A 15,955-nucleotide genomic window follows, 5' to 3' on the forward strand; every position below is an offset into this window, starting at 1 on the left:
CATGCTCGGAATCGACGAAGCATCACTGGCGCTGGTCGACGACCTGCAGCGCCGTTATATCGAGGCTCTGGATCGGCGCGCCATGGAGGCCTGGCTGGACTGCTTTTCGCAGGACGCGGACGCCTCGTACTTTTGCATCGCGGCCGAAAACGTGGAAGGTGGCCAGGAGATCGCGTTGATGTACGACGATTGCCGCGCGCGCCTGACCGACCGGGTGACGTTCATTACCAAGGTTTGGACCGGAACCTTCCAGCCGTATCGCATGCGGCATTTCGTCCAGAGGATCGGCATCCCGACCCTTGATCACGGAAAGCTGTGCGTGGTCTCCAACTTCCATATCGCGATCACACCCGAAGGCGGTAGTTCCAACCTCTTGGCGGTGGGGCAATACGAGGACACCGTGGTGCTCGACCGCGGCGAGCCACGGTTCCTGCGCAAGCGCGCCGTTTACGACACCACGGTGCTGCCACGGTACATCGTCTACCCATTCTGACATCAGGCCTGAATCCAAATGAGCGCATCCACGCACCGACCGCTGGTTGGGACTGTCATCGGCGATCCTTGCGGGATCGGCCCTGAGGTCGTGGCCAAGGCCTGGTGCAGTGGCCACGTGCACGAATATTCGCGCCCCGTGCTCATCGGCAGCCGCATCGCGATGGAACAGGCGGTTCGCATCGCAGGACTTTCTGCCGAGGTGCGGGTGATCGGTTCAGTCGCAGAGCTGAGCGACTCCGCCAATGTGATCGACATCCTGGATTCGGGTGCCCTCGATGCGAACGACATCACCGCCGGACGTGACAACCCATCCTGCGGACGTGCCAGCGGTGTGTGGCTGGATGAAGCCGACCGTCTAGCGCGCGAGGGAGTGCTTGCCGCCACGGTGATGGGGCCGATCAGTACGGTCGCGATGAAGATGGCCGGCGTTCTAGACAGGGTGGTCAAGGTCACGCCCGGCGAAAGCTATCTGTTTCTGGTCAGCGGCCCCTTGCGCGTGTCGCATGTCACCGACCACATGTCGCTTCGGCAGGTGTGCGAGCTGCTAAGCGAGAAGCTGGTGGCCCAGTCCCTGGTCACGCTCGACGAACGGCTGCGTGCCTGGGGCATCAAGGCGCCGCGGATCGGCGTGGCCGGGTTGAACCCGCACGCGATGGGCGAGGAGGAAGAGCGCGCCATTGCGCCCGGCGTGCGCCGCGCGCTTGACTTGGGCGTGAACGCGGAGGGGCCGGTCAGTCCCGATGCGATCTTTCGTCAGTGCATCGACGGTCGCTATGACGCGATCCTCGCGATGTACCACGACCAAGGCCATATCGCGATCAAGACCTGGGGCTTCTCTGGCAATTCCGCGGTGATCATCGGCCCGCCCTATGTGCACCTGTCTGTGGCGCATGGGACTGCCTATGACATCGTCGGCAAGGGCATCGCCGACCACCGCATGATGCTCAGTGCGATGCGTACCGCCGGCAGTCTTGCGGCCGGAACCGGTTTTCCGAAGGAACTCTGAGGCGGAATGACCATGCGAATGAAAGATGCGCTCGCGGCATCTGCTCCGCAGGCTGTGGATGCCCGGGTCTACCATGACCTTGAGATATTCGCTGAAGAGCAGCTCCGAATCTTTCGCGGACCGGTCTGGGTGTACGTGGCGCTGGAGGCTGAGCTGGATGGGCCAGGTGCGTTCAAGTCTACGTTTGTCGGCGACACGCCGGTGGTGGTGACGCGCGACGGCGATGGTGCGCTCCACGCCTGGGTCAATCGTTGCGCGCACAAGGGCGCGCTGGTCTGCCGTACACCGCGCGGTCGCGCCACCGACGGCAGCTTCGTCTGCGTGTACCACCAGTGGGCCTATGACGCGCAGGGCAATCTGCGCGGCGTTCCGTTCAGGCGCGGACTAAAGGGCATCGGTGGCATGGCCCAGGAATTCGACCTCACTCAGCACGGTTTGCAGAAGTTGAGAGTGGCCACTCTCTGCGGCATGGTGTTCCTGAGCTTTGACGAGAAGGCGCCGCCGCTGGAACAGTTTCTCGGCGAGGCGATGTGCCACTACATCCGCCGCGTCTTCAATCGCCCCGTTCGCGTGCTCGGTTATGCGCGGCAGAACATGCGCGGCAACTGGAAGCTGTATTCCGAGAACAGTCGAGACGGTTATCACGGCGGCCTGCTGCACCTGTTCTATCCGACCTTCGGCATCTACCGGCCTAGCCAAGAGAGCGCGGGTGAGGTGGACGAGGTTGGCTTTCACAACGCATTCACGGTGTCCAAGCCGAGCCAGCAGGATGGCTATGAAAGTTATCAGCGCGAAGCCAATCGCGAGATGTCGGGCGCCACGGCGGGGGCCGAGATGCTGCATGATCCCAGCGTGCTCGCGTTCCGTCCCGAGTTCGACGACAACATCGCGCTGCTGATCCAGTCCTTGTTTCCGTCGGTGGTCTTGCAGCAGATCCAGAACACGCTGGCCACGCGCCAGATCGTGACGCGAGGGGTCGACGAGACCGAGCTCGTGTGGACCTACTTCGGCTATGCCGACGATGACGAGGCCATGACCCGGCACCGCATCCGCAACATCAATCTCGTCGGTCCCGCCGGTTACATTTCGATGGAAGACGGCGAGGCGGTGGAACTTTGCCAGCAGGGCACAGCGGGGACCGAGGGCTGGAAGTCCTTCGTCGAGATGGGTGGAGACGGATTGGTGCCCCGAGTCGAACCGATCGGCCTGGACGAGAACGCGGTGCGCGGCTTCTGGAAAGGTTACCTCTCGCTGATGAAGGGCGCGGCCGAGGTGCTGCCATGAGTCCTCCCGCAGCCGCCATGAAGGTGGAGCGCCATCTGCTGCTGAGCGAGATCGCGGAGTTCAACGCTGCGTACGCGCATTGCATCGACGACGACCAGCTTGAGCAGTGGCCGGAGTTCTTCACCGAGGACTGCGAGTACCAGATCATCCCGCGCGAGAACGTCGATCTGGGTCTGCCTGCCGCGATCATGTTCTGCGACAACCGCGGCATGCTCATTGATCGCATCGTGGCGCTGCGCAAGGCCAACATCTATGCAGCGCATTACAGCCGCCACGTGCTCGGCGCGCCGGTGTTGCTCGAGACCGACGCCGACGGCGTTCGTTCACAGACCAGTTACGTTCTGTTGCAGACGCGCATGGATGGCCAAACCAGGGTGTTCAGCGCCGGAAAATATGTGGACGTGATGGTGCGCGTCGATGGGCTGCTGAGAGTGCACCGCCGCACGGTCGTGTTCGATACGCATCGCATCGACAGCTTGCTCGTGACGCCCATCTGATTCGCAACTTAGGAGATCGTCATGAAGTTCAGCAAGAAGGAAACAAAGCAGTGGGCCCGCTTGCCAATGGGCGCGATTTCTACATGTGCCCGCTGACGCCCACCACCGCCGACGGTCAATTCGACGAGGCCGGGAGGGCGTCAACATCGGAATCATTTCAGCCGAGCAGGCGCCCCTCGGTGGCATCAAGCAGTCCCCGGCATCGGCCGCGAGGGTTCGCGCCACGGAATCGAGGAGTACGTGGAAGTCAAGTACGTCTGCCTGGGCGGCTTACTGCCCGAGGCGGGTAGATGAGCATGGCGCGGCTCGGAGTGTTTTCCGTGCCGGACCAAATATAAAGCGTCTTAAAGGAGCTACAGAATGGAAACCACAACACTGTTCGATTTCAGAACCGGCCGTCAGAGCCGCCGCATCTATTCCGCAGAGCAGATCTATCAGCTCGAACTGGAGCGCGTCTTCGGTCGTTGCTGGCTGTTTCTCGCCCACGATTCGCAGATCGCCAATCCGGGTGACTACGTTCGCACCTTCATGGGCGAGGACGAGGTGCTGGTGGTGCGGCAGAAGGACCGGTCGGTGCGCGCGTTTCTCAACACCTGCACGCACCGTGGCAATCGGCTTTGCCGAGCGGATCGCGGCAACGCGCGCGCGTTTACCTGCAACTATCATGGCTGGTCGTTCACCGCTGACGGCGCGCTCGCGGCGGTCCCGCTGGAAAAAGAGGCGTACCTGGGCGAGATTGACCGCTCGAAGCACGGCCTGGTGCCGATAGCACAGGTGCAGAGTTACAAGGGCCTGATCTTCGGCAATTTCGACCCCGGCGCGCCGTCCCTCGACGACTACTTGGGTGATGTGAAGTGGTACCTGGACGTCTGGCTGGATGCCATGCCTGGAGGCACCTCGCTGGTCGGCGAGACGCAGAAGATTGACTTCCCCACCAACTGGAAATTTCCGGTGGAGAATGTCTGTGGTGACGGCTATCACCTTGGCTGGGCGCACCACGCGGCGATGCAGGCCGTGCAGACAATGGATCTGGCGGGCCTGCGCGCGGGAAACTCGGAGGCCAGCGGGCTGGATATGGGCATGTCGGTCGCCGGTCTCAACGGACACATGGTGCTGGCCGCGCTCGACGGGCAGTCGGGTTATGCGTTCTATCCGAACCCGAAGCCCTTGACCAAGTACCTCGAAGCGAACCGCGCGAAGGTGGTGGAACGGTTGGGCGCCGTTCGCGCGCAGAAGCTCTGGGGCTCTCAGCTCAACATCACAATCTTTCCCAACCTGCAATTGCTGCCGGGTTTGAACTGGTTTCGGGTCTATCATCCCAAGGGCCCCGGCAAGGTCGAGCAATGGACCTGGGCGATGATTGAAAACGACATGCCCGATGACATTAAGAGCATGATCCTGGACAACCAGTGCCTGACCTTCGGCCCCGCCGGCTTGTTCGACAATGATGATGGCGACAATCTCGCAGCCTGCACAGAGCAATCGCGTGGCTGGCGCACGGCGCAGATGGATCTGTACACCCACATGGCCGTGGGTCACTCGGCGCGGCGCGAAGGTTTCCCGGGCGACATTGCCACCGGCTTGGTCAGTGAGCACAATCAGCGCTACTTCTATCGTCGCTGGCAGGAGCTTACCGGTGCCGCGTCTTGGAAGGACGTGCCCAGCTACAACCTCAATCGTCTGGCATCGGAGGGCTGAACATGGGCATGCAAGAAAACCACGAACTGCAACGGCTGCTCGATGTGCGGGCGCTCGAAGACGCTCTGTACCGCGAAGCCCGGCTACTCGACGAGGAACGATTTACGGACTGGCTCGAACAGACCACCGAGGACGTCGTCTATCGCATGGCGCTGACGAGCCGCCGATTCCGCAAGGACCGCGCCGCGCCGCTGACCCTCGGCAGCGGTTATTCCTTCAACGACACCCGTGATCGGCTGGCATTGCGCATCAAGCGCCTGCAATCCGGGTATGTTTGGGCCGAGGATCCGCCGAATTTCGTGCGTCGCGTAGTGAGCAACGTCGAAATCTCGCCGACGTCGGTGCCTGCGGAGATGACCGTGCACTCGGTGATCATGATTCATCGCAACCGCATCGACAGCCAGACCCGGCTCCTGGTTGCCGGCCGCGAAGATTGTTGGAGAAAAGGCGAGGGCCAGTGGTTCCTGGCCAAGCGCGAGATCAGGCTTGATCACAACACGGTGCCGGACACCAATCTGAACGTATTTTTCTGACCCACCTGAAAGTTCTCTCTCGAGCTGCCTTCAAATCACTTACTGATGCGGCATCTAAGTATGAGGTCTCGTGCGATCATATCTCCCGTCGAAGCTGGGCATTATTCCGAGCCAGGGATGTGATGCGCGGCGTGATTGAGTCCTTCAAGGGGGGGCGCATGCCGCATGAGCGATGTCGATGCACAAGCCGGGTTCTACCCCCATACAGGGTCACATCGTGCAGGGACCCTTCCATCGCCGGATCTGAGTGGCCGAACCACTGCTGAAGAAAGTGAATTCGCAGCATCAGCTCGCAGGCAAACGGCGGACGGCCCGTAGACGCCTTGCCCCAGTAGCGCGGTTCGATCTCGATCAGCGCCACCAGCTCTTGCCAGGGCACCACCCGATCCATCTCCTCCAGAAACACCCGCTTGCGCGTGCGCCTGGAGGACACTTCAAACCCAGACGCAAGGCTCATCTGCTGCATCAGGTTCAGGCTCTCAACAGGTCATCGGCGAGACGTGAGTTATCCCATGGGGCGGGGTTTCGTGGAGGTACCTTAGATCAAAGAATAATGAAAAGGCTCCGCGTGAATCCTGTTTGGCATAATGCCCTTATGTTTTAGGAGGCGGGTCGTTGCGTTGACTGCGTGCGGCGATCCGAACACGTAGGCCCGCCAGCTTTGCAGGTCGTTCAGATCGGTGGCGATTGCGTCGGTCAGTAGGCCACGCCGGTGCCCACGCTGTAGGGCTCCGCTACAGATGAGGCGCTCGCATCGCCGCAGTGTCTTGATTTTCCCTGTTGCCCGTTTTAGCTCCTCCTCGCCATAAGCATCTTCTGCCAAGGTGAAGCCAGCATAGACATGCACTGAATGGGGGGCTCCTGAGCTGGCGAGCGAGCGCAGTTGCGCTGACATTGCACCTAGGCCTGTACCGCTGGAGACAAACAACGTAGGTGCAGAATGATCTTGCCGGAGATAAGCATTGCCGTATGGACCTCGGAGGTGAACTGTATCGCCTGTCTTCAGGACGTTAATGAGATGCTTTGAGGCGCGGCCCCCATGGTGGGTCTGAATGTGGAACACCAGCTCCGGATCTGTAGGAAAAGTCGCAGCAGAATACATGCGTGATAGGTGCGATGAAAATCGCACCTCGAAGTGTTGCCCAGGCACGAAGTGAAGCGGTTTAAAGGGGCGAAGCCGAAGCCGCTGCACGTGGTCGGCTAGCCCCTCGATGCCGATGACTCGGGCGCCTGTAACTTGAGAAGGCACTACCAAGACTTCGCTGCGGTTTGGGAGTTCGACCAGGCAATCGGAGCTCGGCACGGTCTGGCAAGCGAGAACGTCAGATTGTTCCGCCGACTCGTAGCACAAAGAGTTCTCTGACGAAATCCGATCTGCAAACGTTAGCCGACATCGGCACAGTCCACAGCGGCCATCCTGACAACTGTAAGAAATGGGCACGTCTTGACGGAGCAGTGCTAGGAGCAGGGTCTCCCCAGGTTCGAGGTCCAGCACGCGACTGTCTGGTACTAGGGTCATTCGCATCGGGCTTATCCTCAGACGCCGAACAGTTCGACCAAGAGGTTGCGTAGCCACATGTTGGCAGGATCTCGGTGCTGACGTCTGTGCCAGTACGCATCAATATTCACCGTCGGAAGCCCGGCGGGATGTGTCAGGCTCAGCAGGTCGAAGGGCTGCTCGATCAGGCGCGAAAACCCTTCGGGCACTGTGGCTACCATGTCAGTGGCCTGCAGCACGTGGCCGACGGCCATGAAGTGCGGCACGATAAGTCGCACATTGCGCACGATGCCTTTGCGCGCCATCACGATGTCGATATTTCCGTGACCGGTACCACTCGAGACCACTACAACGTGCTCCTGCGCCACATAGTCCTTGAGCGTCCATCGCGCCTTGTGGGCAAGCGGGTGTCCTTTTCTTAGGCAAAGCACGTAGTTTTGTTTCAACAATCGACGATGGAAGAAGTTGCCTTGAAGCTGTGGAAGCAGGCCCACCGCAAGGTCGACACACCCGTTTTCCATCTCTTCGCGCAGGCTGTCTGCGGTGCCACGGACGGTGGTGAAGCGCAGCAGAGGAGCTGACTTGGCGGTCTCTGCCAGGATCCGGGGTAACAAATACACTTCCCCAAGGTCGGTTAGGCCGAGGTGAAACGTGTGCTGGGCAGTCGCTGGATCAAAGTAGGACGGTCGATTTAGAGCACCTTCGATCGTCGACAGAGCGTAGCCGATCGGCTCTGCGATCTGGTTGGCAAAAAAGGTGGGTTGCATCCCTTGCGAGGAACGGGAGAAGAGCTCGTCGCCGGTGAGGTCCCGCATGCGTTTAAGTGCATTGCTCACCGCAGGCTGCGTCACACCTAGCGCCTCTGCAGCGGCCGACACCTTCCGATCCATCATCATGCGATGAAAGATGCGCAACAGATTGAGATCAAATTTTGAGACGTCCAACGTATCTACTCGTAATATTTCCCTCAGTGATAGTAACAATTATTGTCTATGTTTGAACTATGGGGCGTGACCATCCAGAGTCTAGATCTATAGGCACCAAACAAGGTTGAAGGCAAGATGAGGATTGTTGATGGTCACTAAGGTAAAGCTGTGTAACGAAGCGGACGTCGCGCCGGGGCAGATGCTACGGGTGGACGCTCCCGGAGCGCCGCCCTTGGCTGTTTTTAATGTGGCTGGCGCATTCTTCGTGACCAGCAATGTGTGCACGCACAACATTGCGATGTTGACTGATGGTTACTTCGAGGGGGACATCGTGGAGTGTCCATTACACGGTGGTTGTTTCAATGTCAAGTCCGGTGAAGCCACCGCATTTCCCTGCGAGAAGCCACTGCAGACTTACCCGGTCGTCGTCGAAGGCGACGAGCTGTACGCGGAAGTTTGATGGAAGGCTCGATGATTGCACAGATCCATATCGAGGGCGGGCCAACGTTACGCTGCGAGTCGGGCAGTAACTTGTTGCGAGCTGCGTTGTGCGAGGGTCTGGGCTTTCCCTATGAATGCAATTCGGGTGGTTGCGGCAATTGCCAGTTCGAATTACTCGAAGGTGAAATGACGGACCTGTGGGAGGCTGCGCCCGGCTTGCCCCCCCGTGCGCGAGCCGCGGGGCGGCGCCTTGGGTGCCAAACTCAGGTGGTTGGTGACTGCCGTATCAGGGTGCGTCTCAAGCCCGAGTTCGTTGCGGTAAAGGCAGCAGCATTGCGGACCGCACGTCTGATTGAGCGCAAGGCGCTCACGCATGACATGGCCGAGTACAGCTTCATGCGAGAAGGCGCAGCAGATTTTCTGCCGGGTCAGTACGCGATGCTGCGCCTGCCCGGCGTGACCGGTGATCGCGCCTATTCGATGTCCAATCTTCCAAACCCTGAAGGGCGTTGGAGCTTCATCGTCAAGCGCACGCCCAACGGCCACGGCTCGGCCGTGCTGGCCGAAGGGTTGCGAGAAGGCGATCAAGTCGGGTTGGATGGCCCTTACGGGCTGGCATATCTGCGGCCTGAGGCGCCGCGCGATCTTATCTGCATCGGGGGCGGGTCCGGGCTGTCGCCTTTGAAGTCAATTATCACCGCTGCCGTGCGTCACCCAGCGCTCGCCACTCGGCGAATCCATTTGTTCTACGGGGGGCGCACGCCAGCAGATATTTGCACCGACCAAATCCTGGATGAAGACGTAGCTCTGCGCGAGCGGGTCGAGGTGGTGCCAGCCATTTCCGACGGTCTCCCCAGCAACGCGCCTTGGGCCGGCGAGCGGGGGTTCATCCACGAAGTGCTGCAGCGTTGGCTGGGCGCGGCCCGTGATGCGCGAGAATATGAGTATTACTTCTGCGGTCCACCGCCCATGACGGACGCGGTGCAAAGGCTGCTGATGCTGGAACGACGAGTGCCAGCGACACAGTTGCATTTCGACAGGTTTTTATGACGAGATCGTTTAATATAGAACGACGGATCAACCCGGCCTAAGACGGCTCTTGCCGATTGCGGCATGAGTCGAGCTAAGGTTTAAGTAGTGCACAAGGAGGATTACATGAGAATTCGCAAATACGATTACGACTACACCCGTCGTGTGTTCTTGGAGAAGGTCGCCAAGGGCGTGGGAGGCGGCGTTCTGGCACCTCTGTGGCCGACTATCGTCAGCTCGGCCGAAGACATCTCAAAGGCTTATCCCGATGAGGCGATTAGCATAGAGGCCAACACCAAGGGCAAGATCAAGGTTGGAGACACCGTCGACTCCAAGAATGTCGAACACGTCAAGCATTTGCTGGATGAGATCACGTTCACCCAGATCGCCCAGCATGGCCGCAAAATCACCATCGCGGCACCCACAACAGACGTGTCCACGATGTATCCCTACACTTTTTTCCAGGCGACATTAAAAAACGCAGGGAAGGCTGGGTGGGACGACACTGGAAACGTGGTTGAAGCGGCAACCGGTGAGCCTTGGATTGGGGGCACCCCGTTTCCAGACATGAAGAACGCAATGGAAGCGGTCGCCAATATTACGCTGAGTTGGGGGCGACATGATTTGTCTCAATACGCCATTCGCGATTTCGACATCAACCCCGATGGAAGTCGCGCCTATCAGTATGATTTAGTCTGGACTGAACTCAATACTACGGCTCGCACCGAAGGATCGAGATACTTCCAAGACAAGAAGGATATGCTTCGTTATCAGTCGGTGTTTTTCACGGCTCCCCAGGAGCAAGCCGGCGCTTCATTTCTCAGCCCTTGGCACTATGATCAGCGCAGGCTGCCGGAACTCTATGGTTATCTGCCACAGTTCCGTCGTGTCAGGCAGTTTCCTGCTAACCAGCGGTTTGAGCCACTGGTGCCGGGTATCACCTTGTTCCTCTCAGATGCTTGGGGTGCCGGCGACCCGATGCTCACCTGGGGGGATACCACGCTAGTGGAACGCAAGCCACATTTGGCGTCCGTCAAGGGCAATTGGCGGGGAGGGGAACACCCTAACTGGGAAAACACACATTTCCACGGAGGCCCAAAAGGCCTTAGCTTCATGGATACCGTGATGGAGCTGGTTCCCGAAGTTCTCGTGGTCGACTCCAGCCCGACAGGGTACCCGCGCGCGCCCGTCGGCAAGAAAAGAATGTGGATTGATGCCCGCAACGGCATGTTGGCCGGGTACGTCACCTATGATCGGCGCGGTGAGGTATGGAAGCAGGTTGACGCGGCGTTTGGCCAGCAGATTCAGGGGGACGTCGTCAACAAGGACAAGTTCGGATACCCCCACTGGTCTGTGGCACAGGTGCATATCGGCGACATTCAATCTGGGCGAATGAGCATGCTTCAGTTCGCCAAGGAAGTGAGGGGCGGTTACCAGTCGCGCTATGAGGTCAAAGACGAGGCCGAAGAGGTTGAGGTTTATAACAAGTTCCTGACCCAGAACGCGCTTGCCCGTCTTGGTACAGCCTGAAGCCGTCTTATCGAAAACTAAAAAATGCTGCATGGCCGCCGCACCCATGTGACGGCCATGCTGCAGGGAGAATCGGTAATGAAATACATAAACAAGATTTGTGCTGTGGGACTGATCGGATGCATCTTGAGTTCAAGCGCATTTGCACAGAGTGCGGGTAATTTCAGTTTTCTTGGTGGAAACCTGTCTTACAATGGTTTGTTCAGGATGGATCTCTCCGTCAACACTTCAAACCAGGCGAATCGATTCAATCAATTTGGAAATCCGGCCAACGGCGTTGCGATACGGCGAGCCGCCGGCAATCCGTTAACGAACTACCAGACGACCCTAGTGCCAACGGGGTTGAACCCTCTGACCGATCTGCTGGGAAACTTCACGCCCATCGTAACGGGTGAGCCCGCCCCTGGGGTGAGCAACTCGTCAATCGTTGCGGATACATTCACCAAACCCGTTCAGGACAAGGTGCCTGACATCAATCACCACGAAGCGCGGATTGAACTGAGCCCAACTCTCGACTGGGGTAATGGATGGTCGTTCCGGGCACGACTCCGCGCGGTCTACCAATCAGGCTTGGGGTTTGACGAGTTTTCGTTCAATGATTTTGGCGGAATAGAAGGCGGTACGCGAAACATTACCCGCGGGAGCCCCAGCTTCTTGGGTTATCAAACCGATGACAAGCGAAATCCGCTGTTATTCGAGCGTTCCGGCAAAAATTACATGATTGATCTGCCGAGCTTCTTTCTGCAATGGACCAACGGTACTGTTACAACTCGTGTAGGCAATCAAAGTATCGCGTGGGGCCAGTTGCTGTTTTTTCGCATCATGGATCAAGCTAACGGCTTGGACCTACGGCGGCATTTGTTTTTGGATCGCGTACTTGAAGAATACGCAGACGAACGAATGGCTGCCCCAGGTCTGCGTGTGACCGTACAGGCAACGAACGAAATAACAGCTGATTTTTTCGCTCAACAATTCATCCCAACCATTGTCCCCAACGCCAACACGCCTTACAGCGTGATTGACAGCAATTTCACGTTGCATGATCGTTATACCGAAGGAGGATTCGACGAAACCGTCAACTTCGGTGTGCGTTTCAGAGGTGAATACGGCCATTGGAACTGGCAGGCGATGTACACCAACAAACGGGACCAGCTCGGTCGCATCCGCTTCACGCCTTCAAACGTGAACAAAAAGCTGCCCGAAAACAACGCACTGGGATTGGTGTTAAACCGTTACTGTGAAGCGGCTCTGGGTTCTTCACTTGGTCAGGGCTGCGGACCGCAATTGGCTCAATTGCCTTTTGAGGTGACGCCTGTTGGTCTTAGCAGTGCCGAAGAATGGTTCTGGGGCGCCAATAACCAAAAGCTTGATGCCGTTGGTATATTTAACGGAATCGTCGACGACTTCGCGCCATTGACTACGTCTCTGCTTTTGACCCGAGACGGAGATGTGAACCAGATTGCCAACCAGCTTAATTTGCTGTTCATGGCCAGCGACGGTCTGCGAGGGCACATCGAGCGGGAATATTTCCGTCAACACGTATTTGGCCTGGGCGCAGGTTATGTCATGGATGCAGAACCAGGTTCCATTTTTGATCAGATGATAATTAATGTGGAGGCAGCGTACACGCCGGGCCGATTATTGACGTCGCCTGATGTGCGCATCGATCCCCCGGAAGTCGACGACCTGCAGGTTGGAGTGGTTGTGGAAAAATATCAAAGATTTTCTACAAGTTTTCCTGCGACCTACCTTGTATTTCAATATTTGTGGTCCAAGGAGACTGACCTTGCCGGCTTGAGGGTAGACGGTTATGGCGGCGAGCAGTTCAGCACGCAGAACCAAGGCATCCAACTGGACAGGGATGTGCCACTGAGTGACAACCCACGCTCGTTCCGTAATGGCGGTGGTGGCGTGAATAACGCAAACTACATGGTATTTGCGTTCCTGCAGCCACTGGACGCCTACATCTGGGAATATAGCGGTGCAATGTTAATTGATCTACAAGGTGGCATTTTGATTCAACCTGGCGTGCAATGGAAACCCAAGGGCAACATCACCGTGAATCTGTTCTACAACTACGTTAACGACACGGCCTGGGGCAACAACGCCAATCGCAACACCTTGAGTTTGTTCGATCAAGCTAACGAAGTTACCGTGCGTTTCGGTTATCAGTTCTGAGCGTTGAGACGGGTTTGCGTAGGGGAAACTTATTGAACATGTCTAAGAAGACTGAGCCCTTTCTGCCGCGGGGCTTAAAAGTTACAGCAGGCAGCCTTCGGGCCCATAGTGTGGTTTTTCGTAAGGTTATTCTTTTATTCAGACATGTCAACGTAGGCAGGAATTCAGCTTTAGGGAGCCTCTGAAAAACGTAGCGAGCGAAATTCAGTTCGCGTTCCGCCTGAGGGCAGTAAACGGAATGTACTGAAGTACATGAGTATTTCGAGCGCAGCCGGAATGCGAAATGACGAGCGCAGTAGTTTTGCAGAGGCTCCTTAGGCGAATTTTATTGTTCAGTGCTGGATGCTTATGCGCGGACAGGGCCGACAGGGGTTTTGATGTTGTGAACTTCTGAGTTGCTTTGCAGAACTGGCGGCACCGGAACGGAGGGAGCGCCCACCCATACAGATATTACGGAAGTGGAAGCTGAGAGCCGTTGGAATGGTACGACACCCGTTACTCAACTCACTGTTTCGCAGTTGTCATTAACACCGCACTGCTCGTTGTGGAGAGCGGTGGAGAATTGAACGGTGCGTACATTGGTCAGTGGCGGTCCGAAGATGCTTCAAAGAACTAAAGTGATCCGTGTGAGTGAAGAGTATTGAGTTTCGGATGGTCGCTTCGTAAATTAAAATTGTCCGTGCGCGACGCAGAGTCCCGCTGAGATACCTGCCATGACGATGAAACCCAGTCAAGACATGGCCACGATCGATGTCGCCCAGGTCATTGATCAGCGTCCGCTGAGTTCCTTGCAGATCCTAGTACTGTTCCTGGCTGGCCTGACCATTGTGCTCGATGGGCTGGACATCCAGGCCGTCGCTTTCGCGGCCCCTGCTATCGCGGCTGACCTAGGCCTTGAAAGGGCCAGCCTGGGGCCGATATTTTCGGCAGGTCTGCTCGGCATGGCCCTGGGCTCGATGCTCATGGGGCCGGTGGCAGATCGCTACGGCCGCCGGTTCAGCGTGCTCTTGAGCGTGGCGCTGTTCGGCAGCTTTACCTTCCTCACGGCCTTTGCCAGCAGCTCCACTGAACTGCTGGTGTTTCGCTTCCTGACCGGTCTCGGTCTGGGCGGTGCGCTGCCCAGCCTGGTGGTGCTCGTTGGCGAATACTCGCCAAAGCGCATCCGCGCGATCTGTGCCGGGGTGGTGCTGGCGGGAGTGCCGGTCGGTGGACTGCTGGGTGGCCTGCTCGCTACCTGGGCCATCCCACGTTTCGGTTGGCCGTCGATTTTTCTGATCGGAGGGGGCCTGCCGGTGCTAATGCTGCCCCTGCTGTGGCTGAAGTTGCCGGAGTCGATTCGATTCATGGTCAGTCGCGGGGCATCCGGCTCGGCGCGGGTACGCGAGGTCATGCGCCGAATCGATCCTCAAGGCGATTACGGAGCCAGTGCGGTGTTTGCCGAGGCGCAAGCGCCTGCAGAAGACGTACCCCGGGGCGTACCGATCAGGAAACTTTTTAGCGACGGCATGGCGCGTGACACGGTGCTGTTGTGGGCGGCGTTCTTCACCAATCTCATGGGCATCTATTTCCTGATATCGTGGATTCCCACTTTGCTGGTTGACGCCGGCTACTCCATCGCAAAGGCGACCAGCGCTTCTGTTGCCTTGAATTTCGGTGGCGTGTTCGGCCTGGTGGGACTGGGCTGGATCGTCAACCGCTTCGGTGTCCCGGTTCGATACGTGATCGCAGCCGCACTGCTAATCGGCTCCGTTCATGTCACCCTGGTGGGTGTGCTCGCCACAAACCTGACGCTGATGTTGTCGGCCGTGTTCGTGGCTGGTGCCTTCGTCATGGGAACCCAGGGCCAGTTATTTAACCTGGGCAGCAGCCTTTACCCCACCGAAGTGCGCACCACGGGCCTGGGTTGGGCGGTGGGCATCGGACGCATCGGCTCGGTGCTGGGCCCGCTCGTGGGCGGAGCGCTGATCCTGATCGGGCTGGGCATTCCGGTCTACTTCGGTTTCTTCGGCGCCCTGCTGTTGCTGGGCGCTGTCGCCGTCCTGTGCATGCGTCGCGAGCCCAAGATCGCGACGCCCGCCGCAGGAGGCGCGGATTCCCCCTGCCCAGACCATCCAGTTCACACCTCCGGCGGCAGGCACCCTCCATGAAGGTCATTGCCAGTCCGAGCCTGTACGTCTATTACCGGATTTCCGAGGCCAAGGCCGAAACGGCGCGCGGGGCTGCGGCACGCCTGGCGGATCTCCTCGCCGCACAGCGCATCGAGCGGCCGCGACTGATGCGTCGCCCGGAGGCCAATGCCCAAGGGCAGCAAACCTGGATGGAGGTCTACGAGCGCTGGGACCCCAGCTGGCTGACGACACTGGACCGCGCCGTCACCGACTCCGGTCTGGGCGCGCTGATCGAGGGGTCGCGGCACCTTGAATTGTTCCTTGATCTACCGTCATCTGAACAAGGAGACGCGACATGAGTGCATTCGTGATGGCAGAGATTCTGGAAGTGAGCGATCCCGCCGGCATGAAGCAGTATGCGGAGGCGGCACGCCCGACCATCGAGCAGTACGGCGGACGTTATCGGACGCTGCGTGGAAAGATGGAGGTGATGGAGGGCGACTGGCGGCCGGCGCCCCTGGTGATCATCGAGTTCCCGAGCCTGGAGCGAGCGCATGCCTGGTACGGCTCGCCCGAGTACCGCCCCTTGATTGTGCAGCGTCAGGCGGTATCGCGCACCAATTTCGTCTTCATCGAAGGCCTCTGATGGACACCCGCTGCGGGTTCGGTAGGCCGGAGATGAGTTCGCTGATCGCCGCCATCGCGCTGCTTCTGGAACTTCACGAGCGCTTA

Annotated in this window: 15 protein-coding genes and 3 pseudogenes; 14 read left to right on the top strand and 4 right to left on the bottom strand. The window is 58.6% G+C overall.

Going from position 1 to position 15,955, the window contains the following annotated elements; translation table 11 throughout:
• Position 1: 1 nt before the first annotated feature.
• From U741_RS0103870 to U741_RS0103895, 7 genes and pseudogenes are all read left to right on the top strand, one after another.
• Positions 2-493 (top strand): aromatic-ring-hydroxylating dioxygenase subunit beta, encoded by a 492-nt coding sequence (locus U741_RS0103870; protein ID WP_029889180.1) that lies wholly within the window; start codon positions 2-4, stop codon positions 491-493.
• A gap of 18 nt (positions 494-511) precedes the next feature.
• Positions 512-1,501: a PdxA family dehydrogenase gene (locus tag U741_RS0103875; protein WP_029889181.1), complete on the top strand. Its 990-nt coding sequence runs from the start codon at positions 512-514 to the stop codon at positions 1,499-1,501.
• Positions 1,502-1,519: 18 nt separating this feature from the next.
• Entirely contained in the window at positions 1,520-2,785 is a 1,266-nt protein-coding gene (locus U741_RS0103880) for an aromatic ring-hydroxylating dioxygenase subunit alpha (protein ID WP_029889182.1), read from the top strand.
• Complete coding sequence (locus tag U741_RS0103885) at positions 2,782-3,282, top strand: aromatic-ring-hydroxylating dioxygenase subunit beta (RefSeq protein ID WP_043110183.1); 501 nt, start codon at positions 2,782-2,784, stop codon at positions 3,280-3,282. Before U741_RS0103880 ends, U741_RS0103885 begins: the two co-directional genes overlap by 4 nt.
• Positions 3,283-3,409: 127 nt before the next feature.
• Positions 3,410-3,576: pseudogene (locus U741_RS19930) on the top strand (aldehyde dehydrogenase family protein); the annotation flags it as partial.
• Between the two features lie 66 nt (positions 3,577-3,642).
• Positions 3,643-4,980, top strand: coding sequence for an aromatic ring-hydroxylating oxygenase subunit alpha (locus U741_RS0103890; protein WP_029889184.1), 1,338 nt, complete (start codon positions 3,643-3,645; stop codon positions 4,978-4,980).
• A complete protein-coding gene (locus U741_RS0103895; protein ID WP_200872667.1) occupies positions 4,929-5,513 on the top strand; it encodes a 3-phenylpropionate/cinnamic acid dioxygenase subunit beta in 585 nt (194 codons plus the stop codon). Before U741_RS0103890 ends, U741_RS0103895 begins: the two co-directional genes overlap by 52 nt.
• 202 nt (positions 5,514-5,715) lie before the next feature.
• On the opposite strand, the pseudogene U741_RS0103900 reads toward U741_RS0103895, so the two are convergent.
• The 4 genes and pseudogenes from U741_RS0103900 to U741_RS0103905 all read right to left on the bottom strand — a co-directional run.
• Positions 5,716-5,979 (bottom strand): annotated as a pseudogene (locus U741_RS0103900) (transposase); the annotation flags it as partial.
• A gap of 72 nt (positions 5,980-6,051) precedes the next feature.
• Complete coding sequence (locus U741_RS19625) at positions 6,052-6,408, bottom strand: ferredoxin reductase domain-containing protein (RefSeq protein ID WP_235200043.1); 357 nt, start codon at positions 6,406-6,408, stop codon at positions 6,052-6,054.
• A gap of 75 nt (positions 6,409-6,483) precedes the next feature.
• Positions 6,484-7,038 (bottom strand): annotated as a pseudogene (locus tag U741_RS19935) (2Fe-2S iron-sulfur cluster-binding protein); the annotation flags it as partial.
• 11 nt (positions 7,039-7,049) lie between these two features.
• Positions 7,050-7,955, bottom strand: a complete 906-nt coding sequence (locus tag U741_RS0103905; protein WP_029889187.1) for a LysR family transcriptional regulator — start codon at positions 7,953-7,955, stop codon at positions 7,050-7,052.
• A gap of 130 nt (positions 7,956-8,085) precedes the next feature.
• Between U741_RS0103905 and U741_RS0103910 the strand changes: the two genes are divergently transcribed.
• From U741_RS0103910 to U741_RS0103940, 7 genes are all read left to right on the top strand, one after another.
• Positions 8,086-8,397 (top strand): non-heme iron oxygenase ferredoxin subunit, encoded by a 312-nt coding sequence (locus tag U741_RS0103910; RefSeq protein WP_029889188.1) that lies wholly within the window; start codon positions 8,086-8,088, stop codon positions 8,395-8,397.
• An 11-nt stretch (positions 8,398-8,408) separates the two neighbouring features.
• Positions 8,409-9,428 carry an FAD-binding oxidoreductase gene (locus U741_RS0103915; protein ID WP_029889189.1) on the top strand — a complete coding sequence of 340 codons (1,020 nt, stop codon included), beginning with the start codon at positions 8,409-8,411 and terminating at the stop codon, positions 9,426-9,428.
• A gap of 105 nt (positions 9,429-9,533) precedes the next feature.
• A complete protein-coding gene (locus tag U741_RS0103920; protein ID WP_029889190.1) occupies positions 9,534-10,937 on the top strand; it encodes a DUF1329 domain-containing protein in 1,404 nt (467 codons plus the stop codon).
• Positions 10,938-10,961: 24 nt separating this feature from the next.
• Positions 10,962-13,115 (top strand): DUF1302 family protein, encoded by a 2,154-nt coding sequence (locus U741_RS0103925; protein WP_152551483.1) that lies wholly within the window; start codon positions 10,962-10,964, stop codon positions 13,113-13,115.
• A gap of 713 nt (positions 13,116-13,828) precedes the next feature.
• Complete coding sequence (locus U741_RS0103930) at positions 13,829-15,262, top strand: MFS transporter (protein WP_084154641.1); 1,434 nt, start codon at positions 13,829-13,831, stop codon at positions 15,260-15,262.
• A complete protein-coding gene (locus tag U741_RS0103935) occupies positions 15,259-15,582 on the top strand; it encodes a DUF4936 family protein (protein WP_029889193.1) in 324 nt (107 codons plus the stop codon). Before U741_RS0103930 ends, U741_RS0103935 begins: the two co-directional genes overlap by 4 nt.
• Positions 15,579-15,869, top strand: coding sequence for a DUF1330 domain-containing protein (locus U741_RS0103940; RefSeq protein WP_029889194.1), 291 nt, complete (start codon positions 15,579-15,581; stop codon positions 15,867-15,869). The genes U741_RS0103935 and U741_RS0103940 overlap by 4 nt, the downstream gene beginning before the upstream one ends.
• Positions 15,870-15,955 lie beyond the last annotated feature (86 nt).

The sequence above is a fragment of the Polycyclovorans algicola TG408 genome (genome assembly GCF_000711245.1).
Lineage (GTDB): Bacteria > Pseudomonadota > Gammaproteobacteria > Nevskiales > Nevskiaceae > Polycyclovorans > Polycyclovorans algicola.

Coding starts and splice junctions, on each gene's coding strand:
- U741_RS0103870 (WP_029889180.1), top strand. CDS start 2: ATGCTCGGAATCGACGAAGCATCACTGGCGCTGGTCGACGACCTGCAG.
- U741_RS0103875 (WP_029889181.1), top strand. CDS start 512: ATGAGCGCATCCACGCACCGACCGCTGGTTGGGACTGTCATCGGCGAT.
- U741_RS0103880 (WP_029889182.1), top strand. CDS start 1,520: ATGAAAGATGCGCTCGCGGCATCTGCTCCGCAGGCTGTGGATGCCCGG.
- U741_RS0103885 (WP_043110183.1), top strand. CDS start 2,782: ATGAGTCCTCCCGCAGCCGCCATGAAGGTGGAGCGCCATCTGCTGCTG.
- U741_RS0103890 (WP_029889184.1), top strand. CDS start 3,643: ATGGAAACCACAACACTGTTCGATTTCAGAACCGGCCGTCAGAGCCGC.
- U741_RS19625 (WP_235200043.1), bottom strand. CDS start 6,408: ATGTCAGCGCAACTGCGCTCGCTCGCCAGCTCAGGAGCCCCCCATTCA.
- U741_RS0103910 (WP_029889188.1), top strand. CDS start 8,086: ATGGTCACTAAGGTAAAGCTGTGTAACGAAGCGGACGTCGCGCCGGGG.
- U741_RS0103915 (WP_029889189.1), top strand. CDS start 8,409: ATGATTGCACAGATCCATATCGAGGGCGGGCCAACGTTACGCTGCGAG.
- U741_RS0103920 (WP_029889190.1), top strand. CDS start 9,534: ATGAGAATTCGCAAATACGATTACGACTACACCCGTCGTGTGTTCTTG.
- U741_RS0103925 (WP_152551483.1), top strand. CDS start 10,962: ATGCTGCATGGCCGCCGCACCCATGTGACGGCCATGCTGCAGGGAGAA.
- U741_RS0103930 (WP_084154641.1), top strand. CDS start 13,829: ATGACGATGAAACCCAGTCAAGACATGGCCACGATCGATGTCGCCCAG.
- U741_RS0103935 (WP_029889193.1), top strand. CDS start 15,259: ATGAAGGTCATTGCCAGTCCGAGCCTGTACGTCTATTACCGGATTTCC.
- U741_RS0103940 (WP_029889194.1), top strand. CDS start 15,579: ATGAGTGCATTCGTGATGGCAGAGATTCTGGAAGTGAGCGATCCCGCC.